A 24,068-nucleotide genomic window follows, 5' to 3' on the forward strand; every position below is an offset into this window, starting at 1 on the left:
CACCAAGACTTCGAGCGGCGCGGAGCCGTCGGCTGGGAAGCCCGTAATTATGCATCAAGTCAGGGTAAACATCCACTTGACTTTGTTCGGCTACGTGATATCCGCAGCTTGGCAGCCCGTGCCGGCATGATATAATTTTTGCACTATTCAAAAATCGTTTTCATAATACGAAACGGAGGCAGACATGGATCCCAAGCAGCTGCGCGAGTCCGCGCTCTATTACCACCGTCACCCGAAGCCCGGGAAGATAGCGGTCACCCCGATCAAGCAGTTGACCAACCAGTACGACCTGTCGATGGCCTACTCGCCGGGCGTCGCCTTCGCCTGCGAGGAAATCGTTGCCGACCCGGTCGAGGCCAGCACGCTGACCGCGCGCGGCAACCTGGTCGGCGTCATCACCAACGGCACCGCCGTCCTCGGCCTCGGGCCGATCGGCCCGTTGGCCGCCAAGCCGGTGATGGAAGGCAAGGGCGTCCTGTTCAAGAAATTCGCCAACATCGACGTCTTCGACCTTGAAATCGACGAACGCGACCCCGACAAGCTGATCGACACCATCGCCTCGCTGGAGCCGACCTTCGGCGGCATCAACCTCGAAGACATCAAGGCGCCCGAATGCTTCTACATCGAGAAGAAGCTGCGCGAGCGGATGAAGATCCCCGTCTTCCACGACGACCAGCACGGCACCGCCATCGTCGTCGGGGCGGCGGCGCTCAACGGCCTGCACCTGATCGGCAAGGACCTGTCGCAGGTCAAGATCGTCACCTCCGGCGCCGGCGCCGCCGCGCTCGCCTGCCTCGACCTGCTGGTCATGCTCGGGGCACCGGTCGAGAACATCTGGGTTACCGACATCAAGGGCCTGGTCTACGAAGGCCGTGTCGAGGAAATGGACGAGATCAAGGCGCGCTACGCAAAAAAGACCGACGCCCGTACGCTGGGTGAGGTGATCGCAGGGGCGGACGTTTTCCTCGGCCTCTCCGCCGGCGGCGTGCTGAAACCCGAGATGGTCGCCAAAATGGCCGCCAACCCGCTGATCATGGCGCTTGCCAACCCGACCCCGGAAATCACGCCGGAACTGGTCAAGAGCGTGCGCGACGACGCCATCATGTGCACCGGCCGTTCGGACTACCCGAACCAGGTCAACAACGTCCTCTGCTTCCCCTTCATCTTCCGCGGCGCCCTCGACGTCGGCGCGACCACCATCACCGAGGAAATGAAGATGGCGGCGGTCCGCGCCATCGCCGAACTCGCCCGCGCCGAGCAATCGGAAGTGGTGGCCTCGGCCTATGGCGAAAAGGTCACCGGCTTCGGCCCCGAATACCTGATTCCGCGCCCCTTCGACCCGCGCCTGATCGTCAAGATCGCGCCGGCGGTCGCCAAGGCCGGCATGGACTCCGGCGTCGCGACGCGGCCGATCCAGGACTGGGCCGCCTACGTCCAGGGGCTCAACGAATTCGTCTACCACTCCGGCATGATCATGAAGCCGGTCTTCTCGCAGGCCAAGCTGGCGCCCAAGCGCATCGTCTTCGCCGAGGGCGAGGACGAGCGCGTGCTGCGCGCCGTGCAGGTCGTGGTCGACGAGGGCATCGCCCGCCCGATCCTGATCGGCCGCCCCGGGGAAATCGCGCGGCGGATCGAGGCCTCGGGCCTGCGCATCCGCCCGGGCAGCGACTACGAGGTGATCCATGCCGACGATTCGGAATTCTTCGACCGCCATTTCGACGAGTTCTGGCAGACCTACCATCGCCTGACCGAACGCAAGGGCGTCTCGCCGGACTACGCGCGGCGCGAGGTGCGGCGCCGGGCGACGCTGTACGGCGCGCTGATGGTCCGTCTCGGCCATGCCGACGGCCTCATCTGCGGCACCTTCGGGCGCCATGAAACGCACCGCGAGTACGTGCAGAGCGTGATCGGCACCCAGGCCGGGCGCGACCGCTACTATTCGATGAACCTGCTGATGCTGCCGGGGCGCACGGTCTTCATTGCCGATACCTACATCAACTACGATCCGAGCGCCGAGCAGCTGGCCGACATGACCCTGCTCGCCGCCGAGGAAATCCGCAACTTCGGCATGCAGCCGAAGGTCGCGCTGCTTTCCCATTCGACCTTCGGGACGGCGGATACGCCGACTGCGCTGAAGATGCGCCAGGTGCTGGCGATCCTCGAGCAGCGGGCGCCGGACCTCGAGGTCGATGGCGAAATGCACGGCGATGCCGCGCTGGACGAGGAAATCCGCCTCGGCGCCTTCCCCAATTCGCGCTTCAAGGGCCAGGCCAACCTGCTGGTGATGCCGACGCTCGATGCCGCCAACATTTCGTTCAACCTGCTCAAGGTGGCGGCTGGGGACAACCTGACCATCGGCCCCATCCTGCTCGGCGCCGCACGGCCCGTCCATATCCTGACCCCCACCGCCACCGTCCGCCGCATCGTCAATATGACCGCGCTGACTGTCGTCGACGCAAGGTGACAAAGAGTCTTAACTTATTGTCCTATCTATCTATTTTTGTTGATTTTTGCAAGCCTCCTGCTAAACTAGGCTAAAATTTGCAGCGTGTTGGCAGGAGTTTGCATATGAAACAGGTACTCAAGGCAGCCGTGCTGCTGGGTGCGTTGCTGGGGGCAGGGCTGAGTGTCCCAGGCCATGCGGCGACCGACGTCAAGAAGCCGCAGGCAGTCGCCAAGAAGGATGGTTCCAAGGATGTCGCTGCCGCCAAACTGGGCAGCAGGAAGGCGGTCGCCTCGACCCGCAAGGCGCCGGCCAAATCGGCGGCCGCCCCAGCCAAGGCAGCGCCGAAGTCGGCATCTCGGGCGGCGGCGCCGGAGAAGACCGCCAGCAGCCAAGGCGTCAGGAAGTCGATGCGCAAGGTCAGCATGGCCGACATCGAACCGAGCCGCTTGGCACTCTATTCGGCCTCGGCCTTGGTCATAGACCAGGAAACCGGGCAGCCGCTGCTGGAAAAACAGTCCGACACCGTCGTGCCGATCGCCTCGATTTCCAAGCTGATGACGGCAATGGTCGTCCTCGACGCCAAACTCGATCTCAATGAAGTCATCGCGATCGGCGACGACGACGTCGATGGCCTGAAGGGCACCCGCTCGCGCCTGCCGGTGGGAACGACGATGACGCGCGAAACGGCGATGCTGCTGGCCCTGATGTCTTCCGAAAACCGTGCAGCGAATGCCCTTGGTCGCCACTATCCGGGCGGTCTGCCGGCCTTCGTCAAGGCCATGAACCAGAAGGCGCACGCGCTGGGCATGTTCAGCTCACGCTTCGAGGAGCCGACCGGCCTGTCCAGCAACAACGTGTCGACCGCCCGCGATCTGGCGCGCATGGTGGCGGCCGCCGCCCGCTACCCGGAGATCCGCAATTTCTCGACGACCGGCGAGGCCCGTGTCGACCTGAACGGCCATATCCGCGACTTCCACAATACCAACGCCCTGGTGCGCAGCGACAATTGGGAAATCGGCGTCTCCAAGACTGGCTACATTTCCGAGGCGGGGCGCTGCCTGGTCATGCAGGCGCGCGTTGCCGACAAGCCGGTCGTGATCGTGTTGCTCGACTCCGCCGGCAAGATGACGCGGGTTGGCGATGCCAACCGGATCAAGCGCTGGATGGAAAGCGCCAGCCTGACGCCGGAGCGCCGGCCGGTCTGATCCTCGTCCGGATAGGATGCAACGGGGCTGCCAGTGGCAGCCCTATTTTTTTATCCCGGAATAACCGAGTGCGTGCGAGATGGCGTCGGCAGCCTTCCTGACCTGGGGAACCCAGGCTGGATCGTGGCGGTCGGCCGGCGCCGAAACCGAAAGCGCGGCGACGATGTGGCCTTCCTCGTCGTAGATGGGGGCTGCCAGGCATTTGAGCCCGATTTCCGCTTCCTCGTCGTCGTAGGCAATGCCGTGCCGGCGCACCTTGTCGAGTTCCTTCTCGAGCGTCGCGAGCGTGGTCAATGAACGCGGCGTCTTGCCGGGCAGTCCGGTGCGCTTGGCGTAGTCGCGGACCTGCTGCGACGAATCGGCGGCCAGGAAGAGCTTGCCGAGCGAGGTCAGGTGCAGCGGTGCACGCCCGCCGACCAGATAGACGACACGCACCAGCGCCCGGCCGGACGAGGTGCGCTCGATATAGACGATCTCGTCGTCGTAGCGCGCGCCAAGGTTGATCGCCTCGCCGATGGTCTCGTGCAGTTCCTGCATGAAGGGCAGGGCGATCTCACGTACGTTGATGCGCGACTTCACCAGGTTGCCGAGTTCGAGCAGGCGGATGCCGAGGCGATAGGTGCCGGCGTCCTGGCGTTCGACGAAACGCGCCGCCGTCATCGCCGCCAGGATGCGGTGCGCGGTGGACGGGTGGAGTTCGGTGACGCTCGCCAGGTGCTTGAGGGTGGCTGCCTCGGAGGTCGCGGCAAGGGCGTCGAGGAGTGTCATCATGCGCTCGATGACCTGGATCGAACCGGGCGTCTTGGCAGACCCGCTGGCGGTTTCGGACAACTGGATTCCTTTATTGGTGCGGTTTGAGTAGCATTAGCCACTTTCTCTCTTGTGCGCCGCAATATTAGCATGCGCTTGGCCCTCTACGTTACCTGCCTGGTCGACCTGATGCGTCCCGCCGTCGGCCTGGCGGCGCTGCGTCTGCTGGAGGAAGCCGGTTGCGAGGTGGTCGTGCCGGCGGCGCAGACCTGCTGCGGTCAACCCGCCTGGAGTGCCGGAAATCGCGATCTGGCGCGCGACCTGGCGCAGAAGGCGATCGCCGAGCTGGAAGGCTGCGACTACGTGGTGATTCCCTCGGGCTCGTGCGCGGACCAGATCCGCAACGTCTATCCGCAACTGCTTGCCGACGATCCGGCCTGGGCGGCGCGCGCGCAGGCGGTCGCCGCGCGCAGCCACGAACTGACCGCCTTCCTTGCCGACGTGCTGGCGCTCGATGCGGTGCCGGGGGCGTTCGCCGGCAGCGTCACCTATCACGATTCGTGCAAGGGCCTGCGCGGCCTCGGCGTCAAGGCGCAGCCGCGGGAGCTGCTGGCCCGGGTGCGCGGACTGACGCTGGCCGAAATGCGCGACTGCGAGGAATGCTGCGGTTTCGGCGGCGCCTTCGCGGTACGTTTCGGCGACATCTCGACCGCCATCGTCGATCGCAAGTGCGAGGCGATTGCCGCCGCCGGCGCCGATGCCGTGGTCGGCGGCGACCTTGGCTGCCTGCTCAATATCGAAGGTCGCCTGCGGCGGCGCGGCGACACGCGTACCCGGGTTCTGCATGTGGCCGAAGTGCTGGCCGGGGCCGAGCCGGCATGACGGCGGCCGTCCGTTCTCAGGCCATGTTCTTCCAGGCGCGCGCTGCCCGGCAGGCGCGCGACAGCGGCCTGCAGAAGACGCTGGAGAAAGCCAGGCCGCTGTTCGTCGGCAAGCGGGCCAAGGGGCTCGCCGGGCTGGCCGACGACGGCCTCGACTTCGCCGGCCTGCGCGCCGCCTGCGAGGCCATCCGCCGTCGCGTCGTCGATGACCTCGACGTCTGGCTGGAACTTTTCGAGGCACGGGCCACGGCCGGCGGCGCCGAGGTGCTGTGGGCGCGCGACGGCGACGAGGTCGCGCGACTGGTGGTCGACATCGCGCAGCGCCATGGCGTGACCAAGGCGGTCAAGTCGAAATCCATGCTTTCCGAAGAGGCGCGCCTCAACGAGGCGCTCGCCGCCGCCGGCATCCGGCCGGTCGAAACCGACCTCGGGGAATACATCGTCCAGCTCGCCGGCGAAGCGCCCTCGCACATCATCGCCCCGGCGGTGCACAAGACGCTGGCCGAGGTCGAAGCACTGTTCGCGCAGCATCACGAGCGTCCCGTCCAGGCGCGGACCGCGGCCGACATCCCGGCGCTGGCCGCCGAGGCGCGGGCCGTGCTGCGCCAGCATTTCCTGTCGGCGGAAATGGGCATTTCCGGCGCCAATTTCCTGATCGCCGAGAGCGGCTCGGCGGCGCTGGTGACCAACGAGGGCAACGGCCGCATGGTCACGACGCTGCCGCGTGTGCATGTCGTCGTCACCGGGATCGAGAAGATCGTCCCGACGCTCGACGATTTCGCGACCCTGATGCGCCTGCTGCCGCGCTCGGCGACGGGGCAGGGCATTTCCAACTACGTCTCGCTGTTGACCGGGACGCGCGGCGCCGACGAACGGGAAGGACCGGAAAAGACCGTCTTCATCCTCGTCGACAACGGACGGGCCGCGCTCGCCGGGTCGGATTTTGCCGCCATGCTGCGTTGCATCCGCTGCGGCGCCTGCATGAACCACTGTCCGGTCTATTTCTCGCTCGGCGGCCACGCCTACGGCTGGGTCTATCCCGGGCCGATGGGCTCGGTGCTGACCCCGTTGTTCACCGGCATCGAGAACGCCCTCGACCTGCCGCACGCGTCCACCGGCTGTAACCAGTGCGGCAGCGTGTGTCCGGTCAATATTCCGCTGCCGGCGCTGATGCACCGCCTGCGCGAGATGCAGCACGAACGCGGCCTGCGTCCGTGGCGCGAGCGCTTAGCCCTGCGTGCCTGGGCCTGGCTGGCGGCGCGGCCCGGCCTCTATCGCTGGGCGACACGCCGGGCGGCGCGCTACCTGCGCTGGCTGACCGACGAGAGCGGGCGCATCCGCGTTCTCGGCCTGGCGCCGGAGTGGACCGCCGGGCGCGACCTGGCACCGCCGCCGGGCCGGACTTTTCACGAACTTTACGCAGCAAGAAAGAGAGCTTGAGCATGGAATTTGCAGTCGACGGCCCGAAGGCCATCCCCCTGTGGATCAACGGCCGCGCCTTCCTGACCGTGACGCCGTCGTTCTTCGATGTCGTCAATCCGGTCAGTGGCGAGGCGGTTTACCGGGTGCCGCTGTGCGGGGCCGACGAGGCGGCCGAAGCCGCCACCGCTGCCAGCGCCGCCCGGCCGGCCTGGGCTGCGCTGGCGCCCGCGGCGCGCCAGGCCAGCCTGAACGCGCTGGCCGATGCCCTGGAAGGCTATGCCGGTCATTTCGCCAAGCTGTTGCGCGGCGACACGGGCCTCGCCGAGGCAGCGGCAGCAGCCGACGTGGCCGCGGCGGTGGCGGCCCTGCGCGGTGCCGAGGTTGGCGAACCCGGTGTCGTCGCCATCGTCGTCGACGCCACGCGCCCGCTGGCCGGCCTCGCCGAAGCGGCGGCCCCGGCGCTGCGCGCAGGGGCGTGCGTGATCGTCAAGCCGAGCCCGAAGGCGCCGTCGGCTGCCTACGCGCTGTGCGAACTGTCCGGCCGCGCCGGCTGGCCGGGCGGCGTGCTCAACCTGCTGCAAGGCGACACGGAAGCGATCGCCGGATTGTGTGCCGCCGCCATCGACCGCCTGGCCTATGCCGGCGAGGCGGCGCTCGGCGCCCAGGTCGGCGCCATGGCTGCGGCTGCCGGCAAGCCGTTTGCGATGCAGGCTGCCTGATGCAGCGCATCGTCTACCTGGAACGCGAGTCGATCATCGCCGACGTCCGCCGCCCGGGCTTCGCCCACGACTGGGTCGAATACCCGAAGACGGCGCCGGCGCAGGTGGTCGAACGCCTGCAGGGCGCCAGCATCGCCATCATCAACAAGGCACCTTTGCCGGCGGTTGCGGTCGACGCCCTGGCGGACCTGAAAATGATCGCCGTGGCGGCGACCGGCACCAACATCATCGATCTCGATGCCTGCCGGCGGCGCGGCATCGTTGTCTCCAACATCCGCGGCTATGCCGACCACACGGTGCCGGAACACGCGCTGGCGCTGCTGCTGGCGCTGTCGCGCAACCTGGTTGCCTGGCGCGCCTCGGTGCAGGCCGGGCGCTGGCAGCAGTCGGACCAGTTCTGCCTGTTCGACCACCCGATCCGCGACCTGCATGGCGCCACGCTCGGCCTGATCGGCAGCGGCAGCCTGGGCAACGGCGTCGCACGGCTGGCCGAGGCCTTCGGCATGCGCGTGCTGCGCGCCGAACACAAGGGGGCGACCGCGCTGCGCCCCGGCTACACCGATTTCGCGCAGGTCCTGCGCGAGGCTGACGCGATCAGCCTGCATTGCCCGCTGACGCCGCAGACGCAGGGCCTGATCGGCGAGGCCGAACTGCGCACGATGAAGCCGACGGCGCTGCTGATCAACACTGCGCGCGGCGGCCTGGTGGACGAGGTAGCGCTGATCCGGGCGCTGCAGGAAGGCTGGATCGCCGGCGCCGGCTTCGACGTCATCACCGCCGAACCGCCGCCGCCGAGCCACCCGATGGTCGCGCCAGAACTGCTGGCGCTGCCCAACTTCCTGTTGACGCCGCATGTCGCGTGGGCCAGCCGGCCGGCCATGCAGGCGCTGGCCGACCAGCTGATCGACAACATCGAAGCCTTTGTCGCGGGCAGTCCGCGCAACCGGGTGGCGTGAGCGCGCGCGAGGAGATCCTGCAGCGCGTCCGCGCCGGCCTCGGCAAGCGCGACGCGGCGGCGCGCCGGGCGGCGGCCGAGGCGTGCCTGAGCGATCCGGCGCGCGGCCCGCAGCCGCGCATGGCGAGCGATCTCGTCGCGCGTTTCGCGGACAAGGCGCGGAGCCTGGCGAGCAGCGTCGAGCAGGTCGGCGACATGGCGGCGGTACCGGCCGCCGTCGCCCGCTACCTGACGGCGCAGGGGCTGCCACCGCAGGCCGTGGCGACCGGTGACGTCGCCGGGCTCGACTGGGCAGGCGCCGGCCTCGAGGTTGCCGCGCGGGTTGCGGTCGATGCCGACCGTACCGGCATTTCCGGCTGCTTCTGCGCCATCGCCGAAACCGGCACGCTGATGCTGCTCTCCGGCCCGCGGACGCCGGCCAGCGTCAGCCTGCTGCCGGAAACCCACATCGCCGTCGTTCCCGTCGGGCGCCTCGTCGCCACGATGGAGGACGCCTTCGCGCTGCTACGCGCCGAACGGGGCGCCCTGCCGCGCGCCGTCAATTTCATTTCCGGCCCCTCGCGGACCGGCGACATCGAGCAAACCATCGTCCTCGGCGCCCACGGGCCGTGCCGGGTGCACCTGATCCTGTGCGGAGAAACTTCATGAGCATTACCCTGGCCGTGCGCGGCGACTACATCCAGCTCGACCAGCTGCTCAAGGCCACCGGCCTCTGCGATTCCGGCGGCGCGGCGCATGCCGCCATCGCCGAGGGGCGGGTCAGGGTGGATGGTGCGGTCGACACCCGGAAACGGGCCAAATTGCGGCCGGGGCAGACGGTCCAGTTCGCCGGCGAGGAAGTCCGGCTGGTCGCCGAATAGGCCGCCGCCTCAGTCGAGCCAGCGGATCGGCGAGGCCAGTTCCGGGTGCCGGCCGATGCGGCCGGCGTAGAGTTCGGCGATGCGCGCGAGATCCCGGTCGCGGTCGCCGCCCAGATCGATGTAGGCGACGATGCCGGCTTCCTTGCGCGCGTAGTCGATGACGGCGATGGCCAGCGGCACCTTGGCGCCGAGGGCGATGCGGTAGAAGCCGGATTTCCAGCCTTCCGTCCGACGCCGGGTGCCTTCGGGCGTGATGCCGAGGATGAAGCGCTCGCGCACGGCGAACTGTTCGATCATCTGCGTCACGACGTTGGTCCGTTCGCGGCGGTTGATCGGGATGCCGCCGAGCCGCCGCATCAGGCCGGCGAATGGCCAGCGGAAGGCGACGTCCTTGGCCATCCAGCGCACCTCGGCGCCGAGCGCGAAGTTGGCGAACAGGCCGTAGAAAGCGTCCCAGTTCGAGGTGTGCGGGTATTCGATGAGCACTGCCCTGGGTGGGCGCGGCCCGGGCGGCTCGAAGACCTTCCAGCCGAGGAGTGCGAGGAGGAGGCGGGAGAAGCGGCGCAGCATCGGTCAGGTGATCTTGACCACGATGTCGTGCAGCGTGTTGGCGCAATTGGCCATGCGGTCGGCGGCGTTCGACAGATGGCGGTAGATTTCGCGGCGCTTGAACATGTTGATGTAGTCGTCGCCCTGGAACAGTTCGGCGATCGCCCGCCGGTAGGCCTTCTCGACCTTGCGTTCGGCCTTGCGCCCGGCGTCGGCATCGGCTTCGGCGGCTGCCGGTTCCCTGGCGAGCTTGGTGAAGCCGAGGACCAGCGCGTCGGTGCCGAGCTTGATGTGCATGGCCATCTCCAGGCAGTGCTTGTCGGGCGCGACACAGAGAACGTTCATCTCGCTGACCGTGCTCTTACAGTAATTGACGATCTCGTCGAGGTTGATGATGGCGCGGTAGAGATCCTCGCGGTCGATCGGCGTCGAGAAGGCCTCGTTCAGCGCGTGCAGGTTGCGGATCTTGATGTGGTCGGCGGCATGTTCATCCTGGCGGATCAGCTCGCCGGTCGCCGGGTCGCCGCTTTCCATGAACTCGACGAGCAGGCCGGTGGTATGCGCGACCTGCTCGCACTGCTCGACCAGCAGGGCGAAGAAATTGGGCGTTTTCGGGAAGACGCGCTCGAGCAGGCGACGGAAGAAGGAAGGCTGTTCGATCATGGCGGGCCTCCGAGAAAGAGATTGACCAGCGCGTAGGCCTGGATGGCGACGAGGGCGGCGCCGGGAATGGTGATGACCCAGGTCACTGCGATGTCCTTGGCCTTGGCCCAGCGCACCGCGCGCGGGCGTTCCGAGGCGCCGATGCCCATGATCGAGGTGGCCACCACGTGCGTCGTCGACACCGGCGCGCCGCCGGCCGAGGCGGCGAGGATGACCGCCGCCGAGGTCAGCTGCGAGCCGAGGGCGTGGATCGGCCGTACCCGGTAGATGGCGAAGCCGAGCGTGCGGACGATGCGCCAGCCGCCAGAGAGGATGCCGAGGGTGATCGCCGTGGCGCAGGCGAGCATGACCCAGAAGGGCACCTCGAAGGTCGGGATGAAGCCGCCGAGCAGCAGGACCAGGGTCAGGATGCCCATGCTCTTCTGCGCGTCGTTAGCGCCGTGCGAAAAGGCTAGGCCGGCGGCGGTGACGAACTGCAGGCCGCGCAGGCGGGCGTTGGCGGCCGGGTTGGCCGCCATCAGCACGGCGGTCAGCAGCCGGTGCGCCAGATAGCCGAGCCAGAAGCCGAGCAGCGGCGACAGCAGCAGCGCCGCCAGCACCTTGACGATACCGGTCAGGTGGCCGTGCAGCAGTTCGCCGAAGCCCCAGACGACATGGTCGCTGCCGACCGAGACGGTGACGGCGCCGATCAGCCCGCCGACCAGCGCGTGCGACGACGACGACGGAATGCCGAAGTACCAGGTGCCGAGGTTCCAGACGATGGCGCCGAGCAGCCCGCAGAGCAGGATGGCCAGCGAGAGCAGGGGTGCCACGCCGTCGAGCGCGACGAACTTGCCGATGGTGTTGGCGACCGCCGTGCCGCCGAGCAGCGGGCCGAGGAACTCGAAGACGCCGACGATGACGACCGCCTGCGCCGGCGTCATGGCGCGCGAGGCGATGACGGTGGCGACGATGTTGGCGGCGTCGTGGAAGCCGTTGGTGTAGTCGAACAGCAGCACGATGACGACGGTGATCGTCGCGAGCAGGACGACGCCCTCAGCCATCGTGCCGCGCCCGGCGGGGTGCAGTGTTGTTGTTTGTTGTCATCAAATCAGTATAGCGCCGTTGGCACTGCCGGGATTTGCGCGAAAACCGGCGCCGGTTGCGGTCGACCGTCTAAAATAAGCAAATTCTGATTCGCAGGGACGCGCCGCCATGGCCTACCCGAAATTTTCCGAAATCACGCGCGCCTTCGCCCCAGGCTGGTTCGCCGCCGTCATGGGCAGCGGCGTCCTGGCGCTGACCACGCACGGGCTCGCCGCGCATTGGCCGCTCCTGGCCGGGCCGGCGCTGGCGCTGCACTGGTTCGCCTCGCTGCTCTTCGTCGTGCTCGCCGTGCCCTGGCTGGCGCGCTGGCTGCGCTTCCGCGATGCCGCGCTGCAGACGCTCATGCATCCGGTGCAGGCCAACTTCTACCCGACCTTCTCGATCGCCCTGCTGGTGCTGGCGGCGCAATGGCTGGTCTTCACGCCCTGCGTCGCGCTGGCGCTGACCTTGTGGTGGCTGGGCGTCGTCCTGCATTTCGCCTTCAGCTTTGCCGTGCTGTTCTTCATGTTCCGTGGCGAGCACGTGGCGATGGAGCACGTGACGCCGGCCCATTTCATCCCGGCCGTCGGCCTCGTCGTCATGCCGCTGGCCGGCGCGCCGCTGCTGCCGCACATGGCGGAATCGACGCGCCAAGTTGCGCTGACCGTCAACGCCGTCGGCCTCGGCGCCGGCAGCATGATGTATGTCGGCCTGCTCGGCATCACGCTGTTCCGCAAATACCTGCACAAGCCTGCGCAGGGCATCCTGACGCCGACGGTGTGGATTCACCTGGCGCCGCTCGGCGTCATTCCGGTCAGCCTGGCCAACCTGCTCGATTACCTGCCCTTCCCGGCGGCGCGCGAGGTCGCCGTGGTGGCGATGCTCCTGTTCTGGGGCTTCGGTGTCTGGTGGCTGGTCATGGCCAGCCTGCTGACGCTGGCGGCGCGCGCCGCCGGGCAACTGCCGTTCGCGCTTTCGTGGTGGGGCTTCACCTTTCCGCTCGGCGCCTTCGTCGCCGAAAGCCTGCGTCTGACGAAACTGCTCGGCTGGGGCACCATCCTCGCCGTCGGCGTCGCCGCGTGGTTGCTGCTCTGCGCGCTGTGGGCGCTGACGCTGTGGCGCACGGCATGCGGCGTCGCCAGCGGCGACATCTTCCGGCCCCACCCGTGATCGAGGCGCTGCTCGGCGTATTGGGCGCCGGCTGGCTCGGCGGCAACTGGCTGATCCGCCGCGGACTGGCGGCGCCTCGCGTCGCCGACGGCGCGACACCGGAAGGTGTCGCCTGGCAGGCCGTCGAATTCGCCACGGCCAACGGCAAGACGCTGCGCGGCTGGTGGATTCCGGCCGGTGAGCGGGCGCCGGCGCTGGCCGTGCTGCACGGCTGGGGCGGCAACGCGGCGATGATGCTGCCGCTGGTCGCCGCCCTGCACCGGGCCGGCTACGGCCTGTTGCTGTTCTCGGCGCGCAACCACGGGGCCAGCGACGGCGACACCTTCTCGTCGCTGCCGCGCTTCGCCGAGGATCTCGAACACGCCTTCGACTGGCTGTGCGCCCGGCCGGAGGTCGATGCCGCCCGCGTCGGCCTGCTCGGCCACTCGGTCGGCGCCGGCGCCGCGCTGCTGGTCGCCGCCCGCCGGCGCGACGTGGCGGCGGTCGTCAGCCTGGCCGCCTTCGCCCACCCGGCCGGCCTGATGCGCCGCTGGCTGCGCTGGAAACGCATCCCCTACCGGCCGTTCGGCTGGTACATCCTGGCCTACGTGCAGCACGTCATCGGCCACCGCTTCGACGACATCGCCCCGCGCCGGACGATCGCCGACGTCGCCTGTCCCGTCCTGCTGGTGCATGGCAACGCCGACGCCACCGTGCCGGTCGCCGAGGCGCACGAAATCCTGGCCGCCGCCCGTCCCGGGCAGGCGCGGTTGCTGCTGATCGCCGGCGATCACGAGGGCTTCGCGGAGATCGACGGCCCGCTGGCCGCGGTCGTGGAATTTCTCGACCAGGCTGCTGCCGCAGGCCGCGGAAAGCGCCCGAATGCTTCGCCGGTGGGGCATTTGCCGCGATAATCGCGGCATGGATGAACGCCGCAAGAACCTTCGCATCGCCGCCCGGATTCCCTGCGACCTGCTGATCGCGCCGACCGGGAAACATTTTTCCGGATTTACCAAGAACATTTCGTTCGGCGGTGTCGAATTCGAGGCCAGCGAATCGTTGACCCGCACCGGCAATGTCGTGGCCAGCGGCACGCCGGCGATCCTGACCTTCCTGCTGCGCCGGATGGGCGTGCTTCAGGAACTCAAGTTTCCCTGCCGCTTGCGTTTCGTCGCGGCCAACCGGGCGGGGATCGAATTCACCGTCTCGCACCCGACGCCGGAGCAGCGCGCGGCGCTCCAGACGATGCTGGAAACGCGCTCGAACCGCGTCGACTGACCTAGCAGCCGCTGCCCTCGGGCAGGCGCGAAAAGCCGAAACCGCCGCCGCCGCCGCTCGCCGGCTGGATGCAGATCATCATGTTGAGCGCGCTGGCCGAGCGCCGCAGGTCGCCGGGGAAGGGCGCGAAGGGCACCGCCTGCTCGACCACCGCCTTGATGAAGGCGATCTGGTCCTGCTGGTCGCCGGCATTGACGATGCGGAAGCTTTTCAGCGTGCCGTCCGGGTTCAGCTTCACCTGCACCGACGCCTTCCTGACCCCACGGCTGCGCGGGTCGTTGCGCACGAAGCCGGCGCTGCGGTTGAGCTTCTTGACCAGCGCGTCGAGATACATTTCCAGGCTGAACGGATCGACCGGCTGGGCGTTGGGCAACAGTTCGAGGATTTCGCTGCGTTCCTGTTCCTGGCGCGCCTGCTGGCGGGAGAATTCGCGGGCCTGGGCCAGCGAGCGCTGGGCGAGGTTGGGGCGCGGGCTGGCCTGCGACTGGCGTTCGAGTTCGCGCAGGAAATTGTTCATTTCCTCCTTCTGCGCGACGGTCCACTTCGGTGCCGGCTGGCTGGCGGCCTGCCCCTTGGGCTTGTTGACCGCCAGCACCGGCCGGCGCTCCGGCGCTTTCTTCGGGGGCGGTTTGCGGGCCGGCAGTTCGGCCGGCATCGGCGGCACCGGCACCGGCTCCGCCTCCTGCGGCTTGACGGTCGGCGCGGTGAGGCTGGCTTCGAGGCGGGTGGCCGGGCGCTCGGCACGCGGCTTCTGCTGCGGGATCAGCGCGACGAGCACGTGCAGGAGCAGCGAGGCGGCGATCGCCAGCCGCAGGGAACGTTGCTTGCGGGAGGTCTGGTCGGCCAGCTGGCGCTTCAGTTCCGCGATTTCGAGGAGCAGGGCGCGCTGCGTGCCGGGTGTTTCCGGATGGGGCATCGGCCGGATTCTAGCCGCCATGCCTGCCCCGGTCGACGTCGACGCTTGTCGGTGTGCGTAAAAAGCCGTTAAGATGGGCAATCAATTCAACGGTTATTGAAATATGGAATCGAAAGCCGCCATCACCGCGCTGGGCGCCCTGGCCCACGCCACCCGCCTGGAAATATTCCGCCTGCTGGTGCGCGCCGGGGCCGAGGGCCTGTCGGTCGGCCGCATCGCCGAGGCCTTGGGCATCGACGCCAACGGCCGCCTGACCTTCCATCTCAAGGAACTGGTCGGCGCCGGGCTGGCCAACTCGCGCCAGGAAGGGCGCTTCGTCTTCTATTCGACCAACTACGGCGCGATGAACGAACTGCTGCGCTACCTGACCGAGGATTGCTGCGGCGGCCTCGGTTGCGACGAAATCGTCGCTGCCTGCGACACGGAAAGCTGCGCATGAAGAGCTTCAACGTCCTGGTGCTGTGCACCGGCAATTCGGCCCGCTCGATCCTCGGTGAGGCCTTGTTCAACCATCTGGGCAACGGCCGCATCCGCGCCTTTTCCGCCGGCAGTCAGCCGAGCGGCCGGGTCAATCCGCTGGCCCTGGAAACCCTGGCGGCGCACGGCGTGCCGTGGCCGAACGCCGGCCAGCCGCGCAGCAAGTCGTGGGACGAATTCGCCGAACCGGGGGCGCCGCGCCTGGACTTCATCTTCACCGTCTGCGCCAGCGCGGCCGGCGAAGCCTGCCCGGTGTGGCCCGGCCACCCGGCGACCGCGCATTGGGGCATCGCCGACCCGGCGCATGTCGAGCCGCTGGCGGCGCGCCGGGCGGCGTTCGAGGTCGCCTATGGCGAACTCGAAAGGCGCATCGCGGCATTCCTGAAATTGCCCCTCGAAACAATGTCGACCGCAGCAGTTGCCGACGCGGCGCGCAAGATCCACACGGAGGCCGGCGCATGAGCGAAGTCACCCGCAAGCTCTCGTTCCTCGACCGCTACCTCACGCTCTGGATCTTCGCCGCGATGGGGCTGGGCATCGCGCTCGGCTACTTCGTGCCAGGGGTCGAGGACTTCATCAATGCCTTCCAGGTCGGCACGACCAACGTCCCGATCGCGCTGGGCCTGATCCTGATGATGTACCCGCCCTTCGCCAAGGTGCGCTACGAGGAACTGCCCGACGTTTTCGCCGACCGCAAGGTGCTCGGCCTGTCGCTGGTCCAGAACTGGATCGTCGGGCCCCTGCTGATGTTCGCGCTGGCCATCATCTTCCTGCCCGACAAGCCGGAGTACATGGTCGGCCTGATCCTGATCGGCCTCGCCCGCTGTATCGCCATGGTCATCGTCTGGAACGAGATCGCCAGGGGTTCGACCGAGTATGCCGCCGGCCTCGTCGCCTTCAACTCGATCTTCCAGGTGCTGTTCTTCAGTATCTACGCCTGGCTGTTCGTCACCGTTTTGCCGCCTTTTTTCGGGTTGACCGGAGCGATCGTCGATATCTCGATCGGCCAGATCGCCGAGAGCGTCTTCATCTACCTCGGGATTCCCTGTATCGCCGGCGTGCTGACTCGCGTCGTCATGCTGCGCTTCGTCAGCAAGGAGTGGTACCACGCGCATTTCGTCCCCAAGATCGGGCCGATCACGCTGGTGTCGCTGCTGTTCACCATCGTCGTCATGTTCAGCCTCAAGGGCAAACTGATCGTCACCATCCCGCTCGACGTGGTGCGCATCGCCATCCCGTTGCTGATCTACTTCGTGGTCATGTTCCTGATCTCGTTCTACCTGAGCCGGAAGATCGGCGCCGGCTACAAGAAGTGCACGACGCTGTCGTTCACCGCCGCCAGCAACAACTTCGAACTGGCGATCGCGGTCGCCGTGGCGGTCTACGGGATCAATTCCGGCGCCGCCTTCGCCGCGGTCATCGGGCCGCTGGTCGAAGTGCCGGTGATGATCGGCCTGGTGACCGTCGCGCTGTGGTTCCGGCAGCGCTTCTTTGCCGCGGAGACGGCGGGCACGCCATGAGCGTTCCCTGCCTGCGCGCCGCGCTGGCCGCGCATGAAGGCGAACTGCGCGGTTTCCTGCGCCATCGCCTCGGCCGGCCGGAGGACGCCGACGACCTTCTGCAGGAGGTGTTCATCAAGGCGCTGCGTCAGGACAGGCGCTTCTGCGCCATCGAGAATCCGCGCGCCTGGCTGTTCCAGGTCGCCCGCAACGCGCTGGCCGACCACCTGCGTTGCGCACGCAAGTACATCGCGCTGCCGGACGACGTGCCGGCGCCGACCGAAGAAGCGCACCCGGTCGTCGATGACCTTAGCCAGTGCCTGCCGCGGGTGCTGTCCGAACTGTCGGCGGCGGACCGCCTGGCGATCACCTTCTGCGATATCGAGGGGCGGACCCAGCAGGAACTCGCCGACCATCTGGGCATCGGCCTGCCCGGGGCGAAATCGCGCATCCAGCGGGCGCGCCGGCGCCTGCGGGCAAGACTGGTGACGGCTTGCCAGGTCAGCTTCGACGCGCGGGGCGAAGTCTGCTGTTTCGTGCCGCGCCCGCCGCTGGCAGAATGAGCAAGGCCGGAACCGAAGGGCGGCGTTGTCGCCCGCGGGGCCGGATGAAGCGACTCCCTGGAAGCTGTTCATGAGTAGCGGCGATCACGACCACCATCACGACGACCACGCGAAGCACTGTCACGGCCACCATCACCACCACGCGACGGCCGGGCGGGCGCTCGGCATCGCGCTGCTCCTGACGCTCGGCTTTTCCGTCGTCGAACTCGTCGCCGGCTGGCGCGCCGGCTCGCTGGCCCTCCTCGCCGATGCCGGGCACATGGTCAGCGACGGCGCCGCCCTCGGCCTCTCGGCTCTGGCGGCCTGGCTGGCGGCACGGCCGCCCAGCCGCCGTCACACCTACGGCCTGGGCAAGGCCGAACTGCTGGCTGCGCTGGTCAATGCGCTCTCGATGCTGGTCGTCGTCTTCCTGATCGGCATGGAAGCCTGGCGGCGCCTGCAGGCGCCGGGGCAAATCGACGGCGCCATCGTCGGCGGCGTGGCGATCGCCGGCCTGCTGGTCAACCTGCTGGTCGCCTGGGTGCTGTCGCGCGGCGAGCCGAATCTCAATGTGCGTGGGGCGCTGCTGCACGTCATGGGCGATGCGCTGGGTTCGGTGGCGGCCATCGTCGCCGGGGCGGTGATCTACTTCACCGGCTGGACGCCGATCGACGCGCTGCTCTCGCTGCTGATCGGCGGGCTGATTCTTTCCTCCAGCGTCGCGCTGCTGCGCGAGGCGCTGCACGCCGCGCTCGACGGCGTGCCGGCCCACATCGACCTCGACGACCTCGGCCGGCAGTTGGCCAGGGTGGCCGGCGTCCGCGAAGTGCACGATCTGCACGTCTGGCCGATCGGTGCCGAGCGCCTGGCGGTTTCGGCCCATGTCCGGGTCGACAGCCTGGCCGACTGGCCGCGCACCCTGGGCGGGTTGAGCGAGGTGGCGATGCGGCACGGCATTGGCCACGTCACTTTCCAGCCGGCGCCGTTCCGCAATGGCGACGCGCAGCCGGTGCGCTTCCGGCGCCACGAACCATCCGGTGCGCCGGAACACTAGCGGCGCGCCGGACGCCACCATCGCCTAGCCGGTGAAGCTCTCCGGCATCTGCAGCGCGACGACCTCGCCGCGGGCGGTGGCGACGCCGTCGGCGTAGACGGTCGCTTCGACCACCACCTTGCGCCCCTTGATTTCCTTGACCCGGCCGCGAATCTCGAGCAGCGGGCCGAGCGGCGTCGGCTTCAGGTAGCTGACCTGCAGCGAGCCGGTGACGAAACGGAAGGCCGGCAGGCTGTCCAGCGGCCGGTTCTCGGCGCGATACATCGCCGCCGCCGCCGTGCCGGTGCAGTGGCAGTCGATCAGCGATGCCAGCAGGCCACCATAGACGAAGCCGGGGATCGCCGTATGTTCGGGCCTCGGCTGGAAGCGGGTGACGCTCTCGTCGCCCTCCCAGCAGGTCTTGATCTGGTGGCCGGCGGCGTTGAGCCGGCCGCAGCCGTAGCAGTGGGCGACGTTTTCCGGGTAGTAGTCCTGGAAGGCTTGCATGTTGTAGTCCTCGGCGGTTCGTTCGGTGGGGAAGAAGGTCAGTTGGCGGACGGTTGCAGGGCGATCACCGCCATGCCGACGAGGGCGATGGCGGCGCCCGACACATCCCAGCGCGTCAGCGACACGCCGTCGACCAGGCGCAGCCAGAGCAGCGCGACGGCGATATACATGCCGCCGTAGGCCGCGTAGGTCCGCCCCGCGGCCGTCGGGTGCAGCGTCAGCAGCCAGGCGAACAGCGCCAGCGATGCGGCGGCGGGCACCAGCAACAGGGCGCTCCTGTCGTGCTTCAGCACCAGCCACGGGAGATAGCAGCCGACGATCTCGGCCAGGGCCGTCAGGGCGAACAGGAAGCTGAGGCGCAGGAGTTCCACGATGGCGGTTCCGTGATTTCGTGCCCCGGATTGTGCCACGGCGGGCGCGGCAGTGACGGGTGGTGGACGCCCGCCGAAAAAGCGCCATAATCATTCGCATCATGTCTTCCACCTCGCCCTCCACCATCCCCAACCGCCTCGAGACCCTCCGGGTGCTTCGGCTGATGGGCGACTACGAGCCGATCCTCATGCTGACCGGCAGCGACGATGGCTACGGCACGCGGTGGACGCTGAGTGGCCAGCAGGTGCAGCCGGCGATCGCCCGCTACCTGATGGAGACTGGCTTCGTCACCGAGACCGGCAAGACGCAGTTCGGCGCCCGCAAACTGGCCCTGACCGTCGACGGCAAGCGCTTCCGCGACAACGGCGTGCGCTGGTGGGACAGCCTGAGCCTTCTCGAGAAGCTCAAGGTGACGCTCCTCGGCTGAGGTCGCCCCGGCGCCGTTGCATCCTTTGGCGCCGTCCCTCGTCTTCAGGGGCAGGAGATAAGGAGATTCGCATGGACATCGTGTCGTCTGCCCTGCAAAGCGGTTTCGCCAGCCTCGCCTCGTATCTGGCGGCGCACGTCCTGCTCTGCCTGGTGCCGGCCTTCTTCATCGCCGGCGCGCTGTCGGCGCTGGTGCCGCAGCAGTCCATCATCCGCTTCCTCGGGCCGGACGCGCCGAAGTGGGTGTCCTACCCGGCGGCGGCCGGGGCCGGCAGTCTGCTGGCAGTCTGCTCATGCACCATCCAGCCGCTGTTCGCCGGCATCTACAAGAAGGGCGCCGGGCTCGGGCCGGCCATCACCTTCCTCTTCTTCGCGCCGGCCGCCAACATCCTGGCGCTCTCCTACACCGGCGTCGCGCTGGGGGCGGAATTCGCCATCGCCCGCATCGTGCTGGCGCTGTCCTTCGGGATCGGCATCGGCATGATCATGGCCATCGTCTTCCGCGACGGCGAGGCGGTGCGGGTCGCGGAAGGCGCGACCTTCGCCGCCGGCGAGCGCATCTCGCGGCGGACGCTGGTTTTCCTCGGTGCGCTGGTCGCCCTGCTGATCGCCGGCACGCTGAAGGTCGATTTCCTGAAGGCCAGCCTGTTCACCGCCGAACTGCCGTGGCCGGGTGCGGCGCATGCCCAAGCGACGCTCGACCGCTGGGTGCCGGTCAACGAGGCGCTCGGCGCCGAGGGGCTGAGCCTGCAAGGCGCGGCGCTGATCGTCCTGCTCGGGCTGATCGGTGGCGCGGCCTGGCGCGGCCTGGGTCAGGTCGACAACGGCTTCAACCGCCTGACGCCGCTGGCACTCGGGCTGACGGCGCTGACGCTGGTTTTCGCCGCGCTCGGCCTGCGCGCCACGGAAAACGGCCTCTTTTTGACGTTGACCGGAAGAACCGCCGCCGTCGCGGCATTGCTGGCGCTGCTGGTGCCGCTGGCCCGCCGTTTCGACACCTGGGACGTGCAGCAGTGGCTGTGGGAAACCTGGCGCTTCGTGAAGATGATCTTCCCGCTGCTGGTCGTCGGCGTCTTCCTGGTCGGCGTCATCCGCATCTTCATCCAGCCGGAATGGATACAGGCGGTGGCCGGCGCCAATACGGTGCTCGCCAACCTGGCCGGCGTCGTCTTCGGCGTCTTCATGTACTTCCCGACCCTGGTCGAGGTGCCGATTGCCAAAATGTTCCTCTCGCTCGGCATGCACCCGGGGCCGCTGATCGCCTACCTGATGGCCGATCCCGAACTGTCGCTGCAGAGCATCCTGATCACCGCGGCGATCATCGGCAAGCTGAAGGCATGGACCTACGTCGGGCTGGTCGCCCTGTTCTCGACGCTGGCCGGGCTGACCTACGGGGCGTGGGTGGATGGTGCGCCGCTGGTGACACTCGCGGCGGCGGTGGTCGGCTTCGTGGCACTGCTGGTCGCCGCCCTGCATCTGATCGAAAAAGCCCGGCTGGCCCGGGCCTGAACCAAGGAGAGAACGATGCTGATCAAGATACTGGGCAGCGGCTGCGCCAAGTGCAACCGGCTGGAACAGCTGACGCGCGAGGCGGTTGGCGAACTGGGCATCGCCGCGACCTTCGAGCACGTCCGCGACATGGACGCGATCATGGCCTACCCGATCATGACCACGCCGGCGCTGGTGATCGACGAGGCGGTGAAATGCTCTGGCCGCATCCCGAGCAGGGACGAGATCGTCGGCTGGCTGCGCGGATGATCCCGCCTGCCGGTCAGCCGCCGTGGATCAGCGCGTCGGGAATCAGGTAGAACTCCCGGCCGCCAACGCTGACCAGCCAGTTGTCGTCCTGCCGTTTGGCCGAGACGCCGGCGCCGTCGTCGGTCGTGAAGCGCTTGCCGGCAAAATGCAGGACGCGATGGAGCGGCGTGCCGGTATGGGCGATCCAGATCTGGGCGCTGCCGCTGGCGAGATGTCGGACGACGCGGAAGTCGCACCACTGGTCGAGGGGCGGCTTGCCGGTCGCGCATTTGATTTTCCCCGAGGCGTCGTAGATGGCCGGCGGATTGGCGGCCGCGGTGCCTGACACCGCCTTGTCGCCGGCCATCGTGAAGTTCACCGTGTAGCGGGCGCTTTCGTTGCGCCGCGCGGCATTGCGCATCAGGTAGACGCGCACGGTGTACTCGCCGTCCCGCGGCAGCGCGCCGTTGAAACTGTTGCCAGAGAGCGAACCGACGAAGAGGGCGGTGTCGTCGTTTGGCGGTAGCACGTTGAAATAGGCCGAGCGGTTGTTCGCCTGCAGGTTGACGTCGAGGATCTGGCCCGCCGTGGCGCGCAGGCGGTAGTCGACGGTCTCGTCGCCCCGGATCGTGCCCTTCAGCGTGGCGCCGTTCCTGCCCTTCTCGAAACGCACCGGCTCGGCGCGGATTTCCGCGAGGGCCGGCGCCGCGCTGCCGGCGCCGAGCAGCAGGGCAAGGAAGAGGCTTCTGGTCAGGCGGGATTTCTTCATCGTCGGGTCAGGCGTTGGTGGTCACGGATCGACATTGGCGGAAGTGGCCGGCAGGCCGGATCAGGTCAGTTCGAGCACGCGCAGCAGCGAGGCCGTGTCGTCGCGGCCCCAGCCCTGCGCCATCAACGCGTTGAGCTGCTGGGCGACGGTTGCGGTCAACGGCACCGGAACGCCCGATTTGCGGGCGGCTTCCAGCACCAGCCCGAAATCCTTGTGATGCAGCCGCGCCTCGATGCCGGCTGCGAAATCGCGCCGGACCATGCGTTCGCCCATCACGTCGAGCACGCGCGAGGCCGCCGAGCCGCCGGCCAGCGCCTGCTTCACCTTCGCGCAATCGACGCCGGAGGCGGCGGCCAGGCGCAGTGCTTCGGCGGCGGCCTCGATCGCCGCGACCATGATCATCTGGTTGCACGCCTTGGCCACCTGCCCGGCGCCGTTGGGGCCGATATGGACGATGCGCTGGCCGAGGCATTCGAGCAGTGGGCGCACGCGTTCGAGAACCACCGCATCGCCGCCGGCCATGATCGCCAGCGTGGCGTCGATGGCACCCTGGGCGCCACCGGAAACCGGGGCGTCGAGCATGTGGATGCCGCGTTCGCCGAGTTTCGCGGCGATCTTGCGGGCGACGTCGGGAGCGATGGTCGAGCAGTCGATCAGCACCGAGCCGGGCGCCATGCCGTCGCTCAGGCCGTCCGGACCGAGGGCGACGGTCTCGACGTCGGCGTTGGAGGTGATGATGGTGAACACCACTTCACAGCGGTGCCCGAGTTCGGCGGGCGTCGCGCACAGCGTCGCCGGCAGGCCGGCAGCCCTTTCCGGGCGGCGCGCCCAGACGTGCAGGTCGTGGCCGGCGCGCTGCAGGTGCAGCGCCATCGGGCGCCCCATGGCGCCCAGCCCGATGAAGCCGACCTTCATTCCTGGCCCGACAGCCGTTCGAGCAGTTTCAGCACGGCGATCGAGTCTTCCTCGCCGAGGCCGGAGCCGACCATGGCGTTGAACATCTGCGCCGTCGCCGCCGAGCCGGGCAGGCAGAGGCCGAGTTCGTGCGCCGTCTGCATGACGATGTTGAGGTCCTTCTCGTGCATCCAGCTCTTGAAGCCCGGCTTGAAATTGCGGTCGAGCATGCGCTGGCCGTGGTTTTCGAGGATGCGCGAGTAGGCGAAGCCGCCGAGCAGCGCCTCGCGCACCTTGCTGCGGTCGACCCCGTTTTTGGCGGCAAAAGCGAAAGCCTCGGCGACCGCCAGCACGCCCATGCCGGTGACGATCTGGTTGGCAGCCTTGGCCACCTGGCCGGCGCCGCAAGCCCCGACATGGACAATGTTCTTGCCCATGCACTCGAAGGCCGGCTTGGCGCGGGCGAAAGCAGCCTCCGAGCCGCCGGCCATGATCGACAGCGTGCCGGCGATGGCGCCGACTTCACCACCGGACACCGGCGCATCCATGAAATCGACGCCGGTGGCAGCGAGATCGACCCCGATCTGGCGGGCAGCGGCGGGGGCGATGGTGCTCATGTCCACCGCCACCAGGCCGGGCGCGGCGCCTTGCGCCGCGCCGCGCATGACTTCGGCGACGTCCGGCGCATCGGCGACCATCGAGATCACCAGTTCATTGCCCTGCGCGGCTTCCGTCGGGCTGCCGGCTCCCTTGGCGCCGGCGTCGAGCAGCGGCTGCATCGATTCGGCGCGGCGCGCCCAGACGGTGACCTGATGGCAGCCCTTCAGCAGATTTAGGGCCATCGGGCGGCCCATGATCCCGAGGCCGATGAATCCGATCTTCATGCGCTTTCTCCCATGTGCGAAGCAGCGATTCTAGCCCAGCCGGCCTGGTTCGGGCTGGCAGCTGGCCGGG

The 24,068-nt window shown here is 68.2% G+C and carries 29 protein-coding genes; 19 read left to right on the forward strand and 10 right to left on the reverse strand.

All coding sequences use genetic code 11. The features are described from left to right. The first annotated feature begins 184 nt into the window (after positions 1–184). Positions 185–2,464 carry an NADP-dependent malic enzyme gene (locus GH660_RS05575; protein ID WP_153145668.1) on the forward strand — a complete coding sequence of 760 codons (2,280 nt, stop codon included), beginning with the start codon at positions 185–187 and terminating at the stop codon, positions 2,462–2,464. 104 nt (positions 2,465–2,568) lie between these two features. Then, the gene (pbpG, locus tag GH660_RS05580) at positions 2,569–3,651 is read left to right on the forward strand and encodes a D-alanyl-D-alanine endopeptidase (protein WP_153145670.1); all 1,083 of its coding nucleotides are present in this window, start codon (positions 2,569–2,571) and stop codon (positions 3,649–3,651) included. Between the two features lie 42 nt (positions 3,652–3,693). Here the strand turns inward: pbpG and GH660_RS05585 are convergent, their stop codons facing one another. Then, the gene (locus tag GH660_RS05585; RefSeq protein WP_153146182.1) at positions 3,694–4,422 is read right to left on the reverse strand and encodes an IclR family transcriptional regulator; all 729 of its coding nucleotides are present in this window, start codon (positions 4,420–4,422) and stop codon (positions 3,694–3,696) included. Positions 4,423–4,551: 129 nt separating this feature from the next. Here GH660_RS05585 and GH660_RS05590 point away from each other — a divergent pair, with 129 nt between their 5' ends. From GH660_RS05590 to GH660_RS05615, 6 genes are read left to right on the forward strand one after another with little or no spacing between them, the layout of a single operon-like run. After that, positions 4,552–5,283, forward strand: coding sequence for a (Fe-S)-binding protein (locus GH660_RS05590; protein WP_153145672.1), 732 nt, complete (start codon positions 4,552–4,554; stop codon positions 5,281–5,283). Further along, positions 5,280–6,722, forward strand: coding sequence for a lactate utilization protein B (locus tag GH660_RS05595; protein ID WP_153145673.1), 1,443 nt, complete (start codon positions 5,280–5,282; stop codon positions 6,720–6,722). Before GH660_RS05590 ends, GH660_RS05595 begins: the two co-directional genes overlap by 4 nt. Before the next feature lie 2 nt (positions 6,723–6,724). After that, positions 6,725–7,423 carry an aldehyde dehydrogenase family protein gene (locus GH660_RS05600; RefSeq protein WP_153145675.1) on the forward strand — a complete coding sequence of 233 codons (699 nt, stop codon included), beginning with the start codon at positions 6,725–6,727 and terminating at the stop codon, positions 7,421–7,423. Next, entirely contained in the window at positions 7,423–8,379 is a 957-nt protein-coding gene (locus GH660_RS05605) for a D-2-hydroxyacid dehydrogenase (protein ID WP_153145676.1), read from the forward strand. The genes GH660_RS05600 and GH660_RS05605 overlap by 1 nt, the downstream gene beginning before the upstream one ends. Continuing rightward, positions 8,376–9,026, forward strand: coding sequence for a lactate utilization protein C (locus GH660_RS05610; protein ID WP_153145677.1), 651 nt, complete (start codon positions 8,376–8,378; stop codon positions 9,024–9,026). The genes GH660_RS05605 and GH660_RS05610 overlap by 4 nt, the downstream gene beginning before the upstream one ends. After that, positions 9,023–9,238, forward strand: a complete 216-nt coding sequence (locus GH660_RS05615; RefSeq protein WP_153145678.1) for an RNA-binding S4 domain-containing protein — start codon at positions 9,023–9,025, stop codon at positions 9,236–9,238. The genes GH660_RS05610 and GH660_RS05615 overlap by 4 nt, the downstream gene beginning before the upstream one ends. Before the next feature lie 9 nt (positions 9,239–9,247). Here the strand turns inward: GH660_RS05615 and GH660_RS05620 are convergent, their stop codons facing one another. From GH660_RS05620 to GH660_RS05630, 3 genes are read right to left on the reverse strand one after another with little or no spacing between them, the layout of a single operon-like run. After that, a complete protein-coding gene (locus GH660_RS05620; RefSeq protein ID WP_153145679.1) occupies positions 9,248–9,808 on the reverse strand; it encodes a 1-acyl-sn-glycerol-3-phosphate acyltransferase in 561 nt (186 codons plus the stop codon). Between the two features lie 3 nt (positions 9,809–9,811). Then, positions 9,812–10,450, reverse strand: a complete 639-nt coding sequence (locus tag GH660_RS05625; RefSeq protein ID WP_153145680.1) for a DUF47 domain-containing protein — start codon at positions 10,448–10,450, stop codon at positions 9,812–9,814. Continuing rightward, the gene (locus GH660_RS05630) at positions 10,447–11,493 is read right to left on the reverse strand and encodes an inorganic phosphate transporter (RefSeq protein ID WP_153145681.1); all 1,047 of its coding nucleotides are present in this window, start codon (positions 11,491–11,493) and stop codon (positions 10,447–10,449) included. Before GH660_RS05630 ends, GH660_RS05625 begins: the two co-directional genes overlap by 4 nt. A gap of 151 nt (positions 11,494–11,644) precedes the next feature. On the opposite strand from GH660_RS05630, the gene GH660_RS05635 reads away from it, so the two are divergent. The 3 genes from GH660_RS05635 to GH660_RS05645 are packed head-to-tail and all read left to right on the forward strand — an operon-like array spanning position 11,645 to position 13,942. After that, positions 11,645–12,685 (forward strand): C4-dicarboxylate ABC transporter, encoded by a 1,041-nt coding sequence (locus GH660_RS05635; protein ID WP_153145682.1) that lies wholly within the window; start codon positions 11,645–11,647, stop codon positions 12,683–12,685. After that, complete coding sequence (locus tag GH660_RS05640; protein ID WP_228276373.1) at positions 12,682–13,578, forward strand: alpha/beta hydrolase; 897 nt, start codon at positions 12,682–12,684, stop codon at positions 13,576–13,578. Before GH660_RS05635 ends, GH660_RS05640 begins: the two co-directional genes overlap by 4 nt. 7 nt (positions 13,579–13,585) lie before the next feature. Next, entirely contained in the window at positions 13,586–13,942 is a 357-nt protein-coding gene (locus tag GH660_RS05645) for a PilZ domain-containing protein (RefSeq protein ID WP_194266232.1), read from the forward strand. 1 nt (position 13,943) lies between these two features. On the opposite strand, the gene GH660_RS05650 is transcribed toward GH660_RS05645, so the two are convergent. After that, entirely contained in the window at positions 13,944–14,879 is a 936-nt protein-coding gene (locus tag GH660_RS05650) for a hypothetical protein (protein WP_153145685.1), read from the reverse strand. Between the two features lie 82 nt (positions 14,880–14,961). On the opposite strand from GH660_RS05650, the gene GH660_RS05655 reads away from it, so the two are divergent. From GH660_RS05655 to GH660_RS05675, 5 genes are all read left to right on the forward strand, one after another. Continuing rightward, positions 14,962–15,297 carry a helix-turn-helix transcriptional regulator gene (locus GH660_RS05655; RefSeq protein WP_153145686.1) on the forward strand — a complete coding sequence of 112 codons (336 nt, stop codon included), beginning with the start codon at positions 14,962–14,964 and terminating at the stop codon, positions 15,295–15,297. Continuing rightward, the gene (locus tag GH660_RS05660; protein ID WP_194266233.1) at positions 15,294–15,797 is read left to right on the forward strand and encodes an arsenate reductase ArsC; all 504 of its coding nucleotides are present in this window, start codon (positions 15,294–15,296) and stop codon (positions 15,795–15,797) included. Before GH660_RS05655 ends, GH660_RS05660 begins: the two co-directional genes overlap by 4 nt. Further along, positions 15,794–16,855 (forward strand): ACR3 family arsenite efflux transporter, encoded by a 1,062-nt coding sequence (gene arsB, locus GH660_RS05665; protein WP_153145687.1) that lies wholly within the window; start codon positions 15,794–15,796, stop codon positions 16,853–16,855. The genes GH660_RS05660 and arsB overlap by 4 nt, the downstream gene beginning before the upstream one ends. Then, complete coding sequence (locus GH660_RS05670) at positions 16,852–17,397, forward strand: sigma-70 family RNA polymerase sigma factor (protein WP_153145688.1); 546 nt, start codon at positions 16,852–16,854, stop codon at positions 17,395–17,397. The genes arsB and GH660_RS05670 overlap by 4 nt, the downstream gene beginning before the upstream one ends. Positions 17,398–17,467: 70 nt before the next feature. After that, positions 17,468–18,430: a cation diffusion facilitator family transporter gene (locus GH660_RS05675; RefSeq protein WP_153145689.1), complete on the forward strand. Its 963-nt coding sequence runs from the start codon at positions 17,468–17,470 to the stop codon at positions 18,428–18,430. Positions 18,431–18,454: 24 nt separating this feature from the next. Here GH660_RS05675 and GH660_RS05680 read toward each other — a convergent pair whose 3' ends face one another. Continuing rightward, positions 18,455–18,916 carry a PaaI family thioesterase gene (locus GH660_RS05680; protein ID WP_153145690.1) on the reverse strand — a complete coding sequence of 154 codons (462 nt, stop codon included), beginning with the start codon at positions 18,914–18,916 and terminating at the stop codon, positions 18,455–18,457. Positions 18,917–18,954: 38 nt separating this feature from the next. Then, on the reverse strand, positions 18,955–19,290 hold the full coding sequence (locus GH660_RS05685) for a YnfA family protein (protein WP_153146184.1): 336 nt from the start codon (positions 19,288–19,290) through the stop codon (positions 18,955–18,957). Between the two features lie 98 nt (positions 19,291–19,388). Here GH660_RS05685 and GH660_RS05690 point away from each other — a divergent pair, with 98 nt between their 5' ends. The 3 genes from GH660_RS05690 to GH660_RS05700 all read left to right on the forward strand — a co-directional run bounded on the left by GH660_RS05690 (position 19,389) and on the right by GH660_RS05700 (position 21,472). Continuing rightward, the gene (locus GH660_RS05690) at positions 19,389–19,715 is read left to right on the forward strand and encodes a hypothetical protein (RefSeq protein WP_153145691.1); all 327 of its coding nucleotides are present in this window, start codon (positions 19,389–19,391) and stop codon (positions 19,713–19,715) included. Between the two features lie 71 nt (positions 19,716–19,786). Then, positions 19,787–21,223 carry a permease gene (locus GH660_RS05695; protein WP_153145692.1) on the forward strand — a complete coding sequence of 479 codons (1,437 nt, stop codon included), beginning with the start codon at positions 19,787–19,789 and terminating at the stop codon, positions 21,221–21,223. 15 nt (positions 21,224–21,238) lie between these two features. Then, on the forward strand, positions 21,239–21,472 hold the full coding sequence (locus tag GH660_RS05700; protein WP_153145693.1) for a thioredoxin family protein: 234 nt from the start codon (positions 21,239–21,241) through the stop codon (positions 21,470–21,472). Positions 21,473–21,485: 13 nt separating this feature from the next. Here the strand turns inward: GH660_RS05700 and GH660_RS05705 are convergent, their stop codons facing one another. The 3 genes from GH660_RS05705 to GH660_RS05715 are packed head-to-tail and all read right to left on the reverse strand — an operon-like array spanning position 21,486 to position 23,998. Further along, complete coding sequence (locus tag GH660_RS05705) at positions 21,486–22,220, reverse strand: hypothetical protein (RefSeq protein ID WP_153145694.1); 735 nt, start codon at positions 22,218–22,220, stop codon at positions 21,486–21,488. A 60-nt stretch (positions 22,221–22,280) separates the two neighbouring features. After that, on the reverse strand, positions 22,281–23,135 hold the full coding sequence (locus GH660_RS05710) for an NAD(P)-dependent oxidoreductase (protein WP_153145695.1): 855 nt from the start codon (positions 23,133–23,135) through the stop codon (positions 22,281–22,283). Beyond that, positions 23,132–23,998 carry an NAD(P)-dependent oxidoreductase gene (locus GH660_RS05715; protein ID WP_153145696.1) on the reverse strand — a complete coding sequence of 289 codons (867 nt, stop codon included), beginning with the start codon at positions 23,996–23,998 and terminating at the stop codon, positions 23,132–23,134. The genes GH660_RS05710 and GH660_RS05715 overlap by 4 nt, the downstream gene beginning before the upstream one ends. Positions 23,999–24,068: the final 70 nt, after the last annotated feature.

The sequence above is a fragment of the Dechloromonas sp. H13 genome (assembly GCF_009469615.1).
Classification (GTDB): domain Bacteria; phylum Pseudomonadota; class Gammaproteobacteria; order Burkholderiales; family Rhodocyclaceae; genus Azonexus.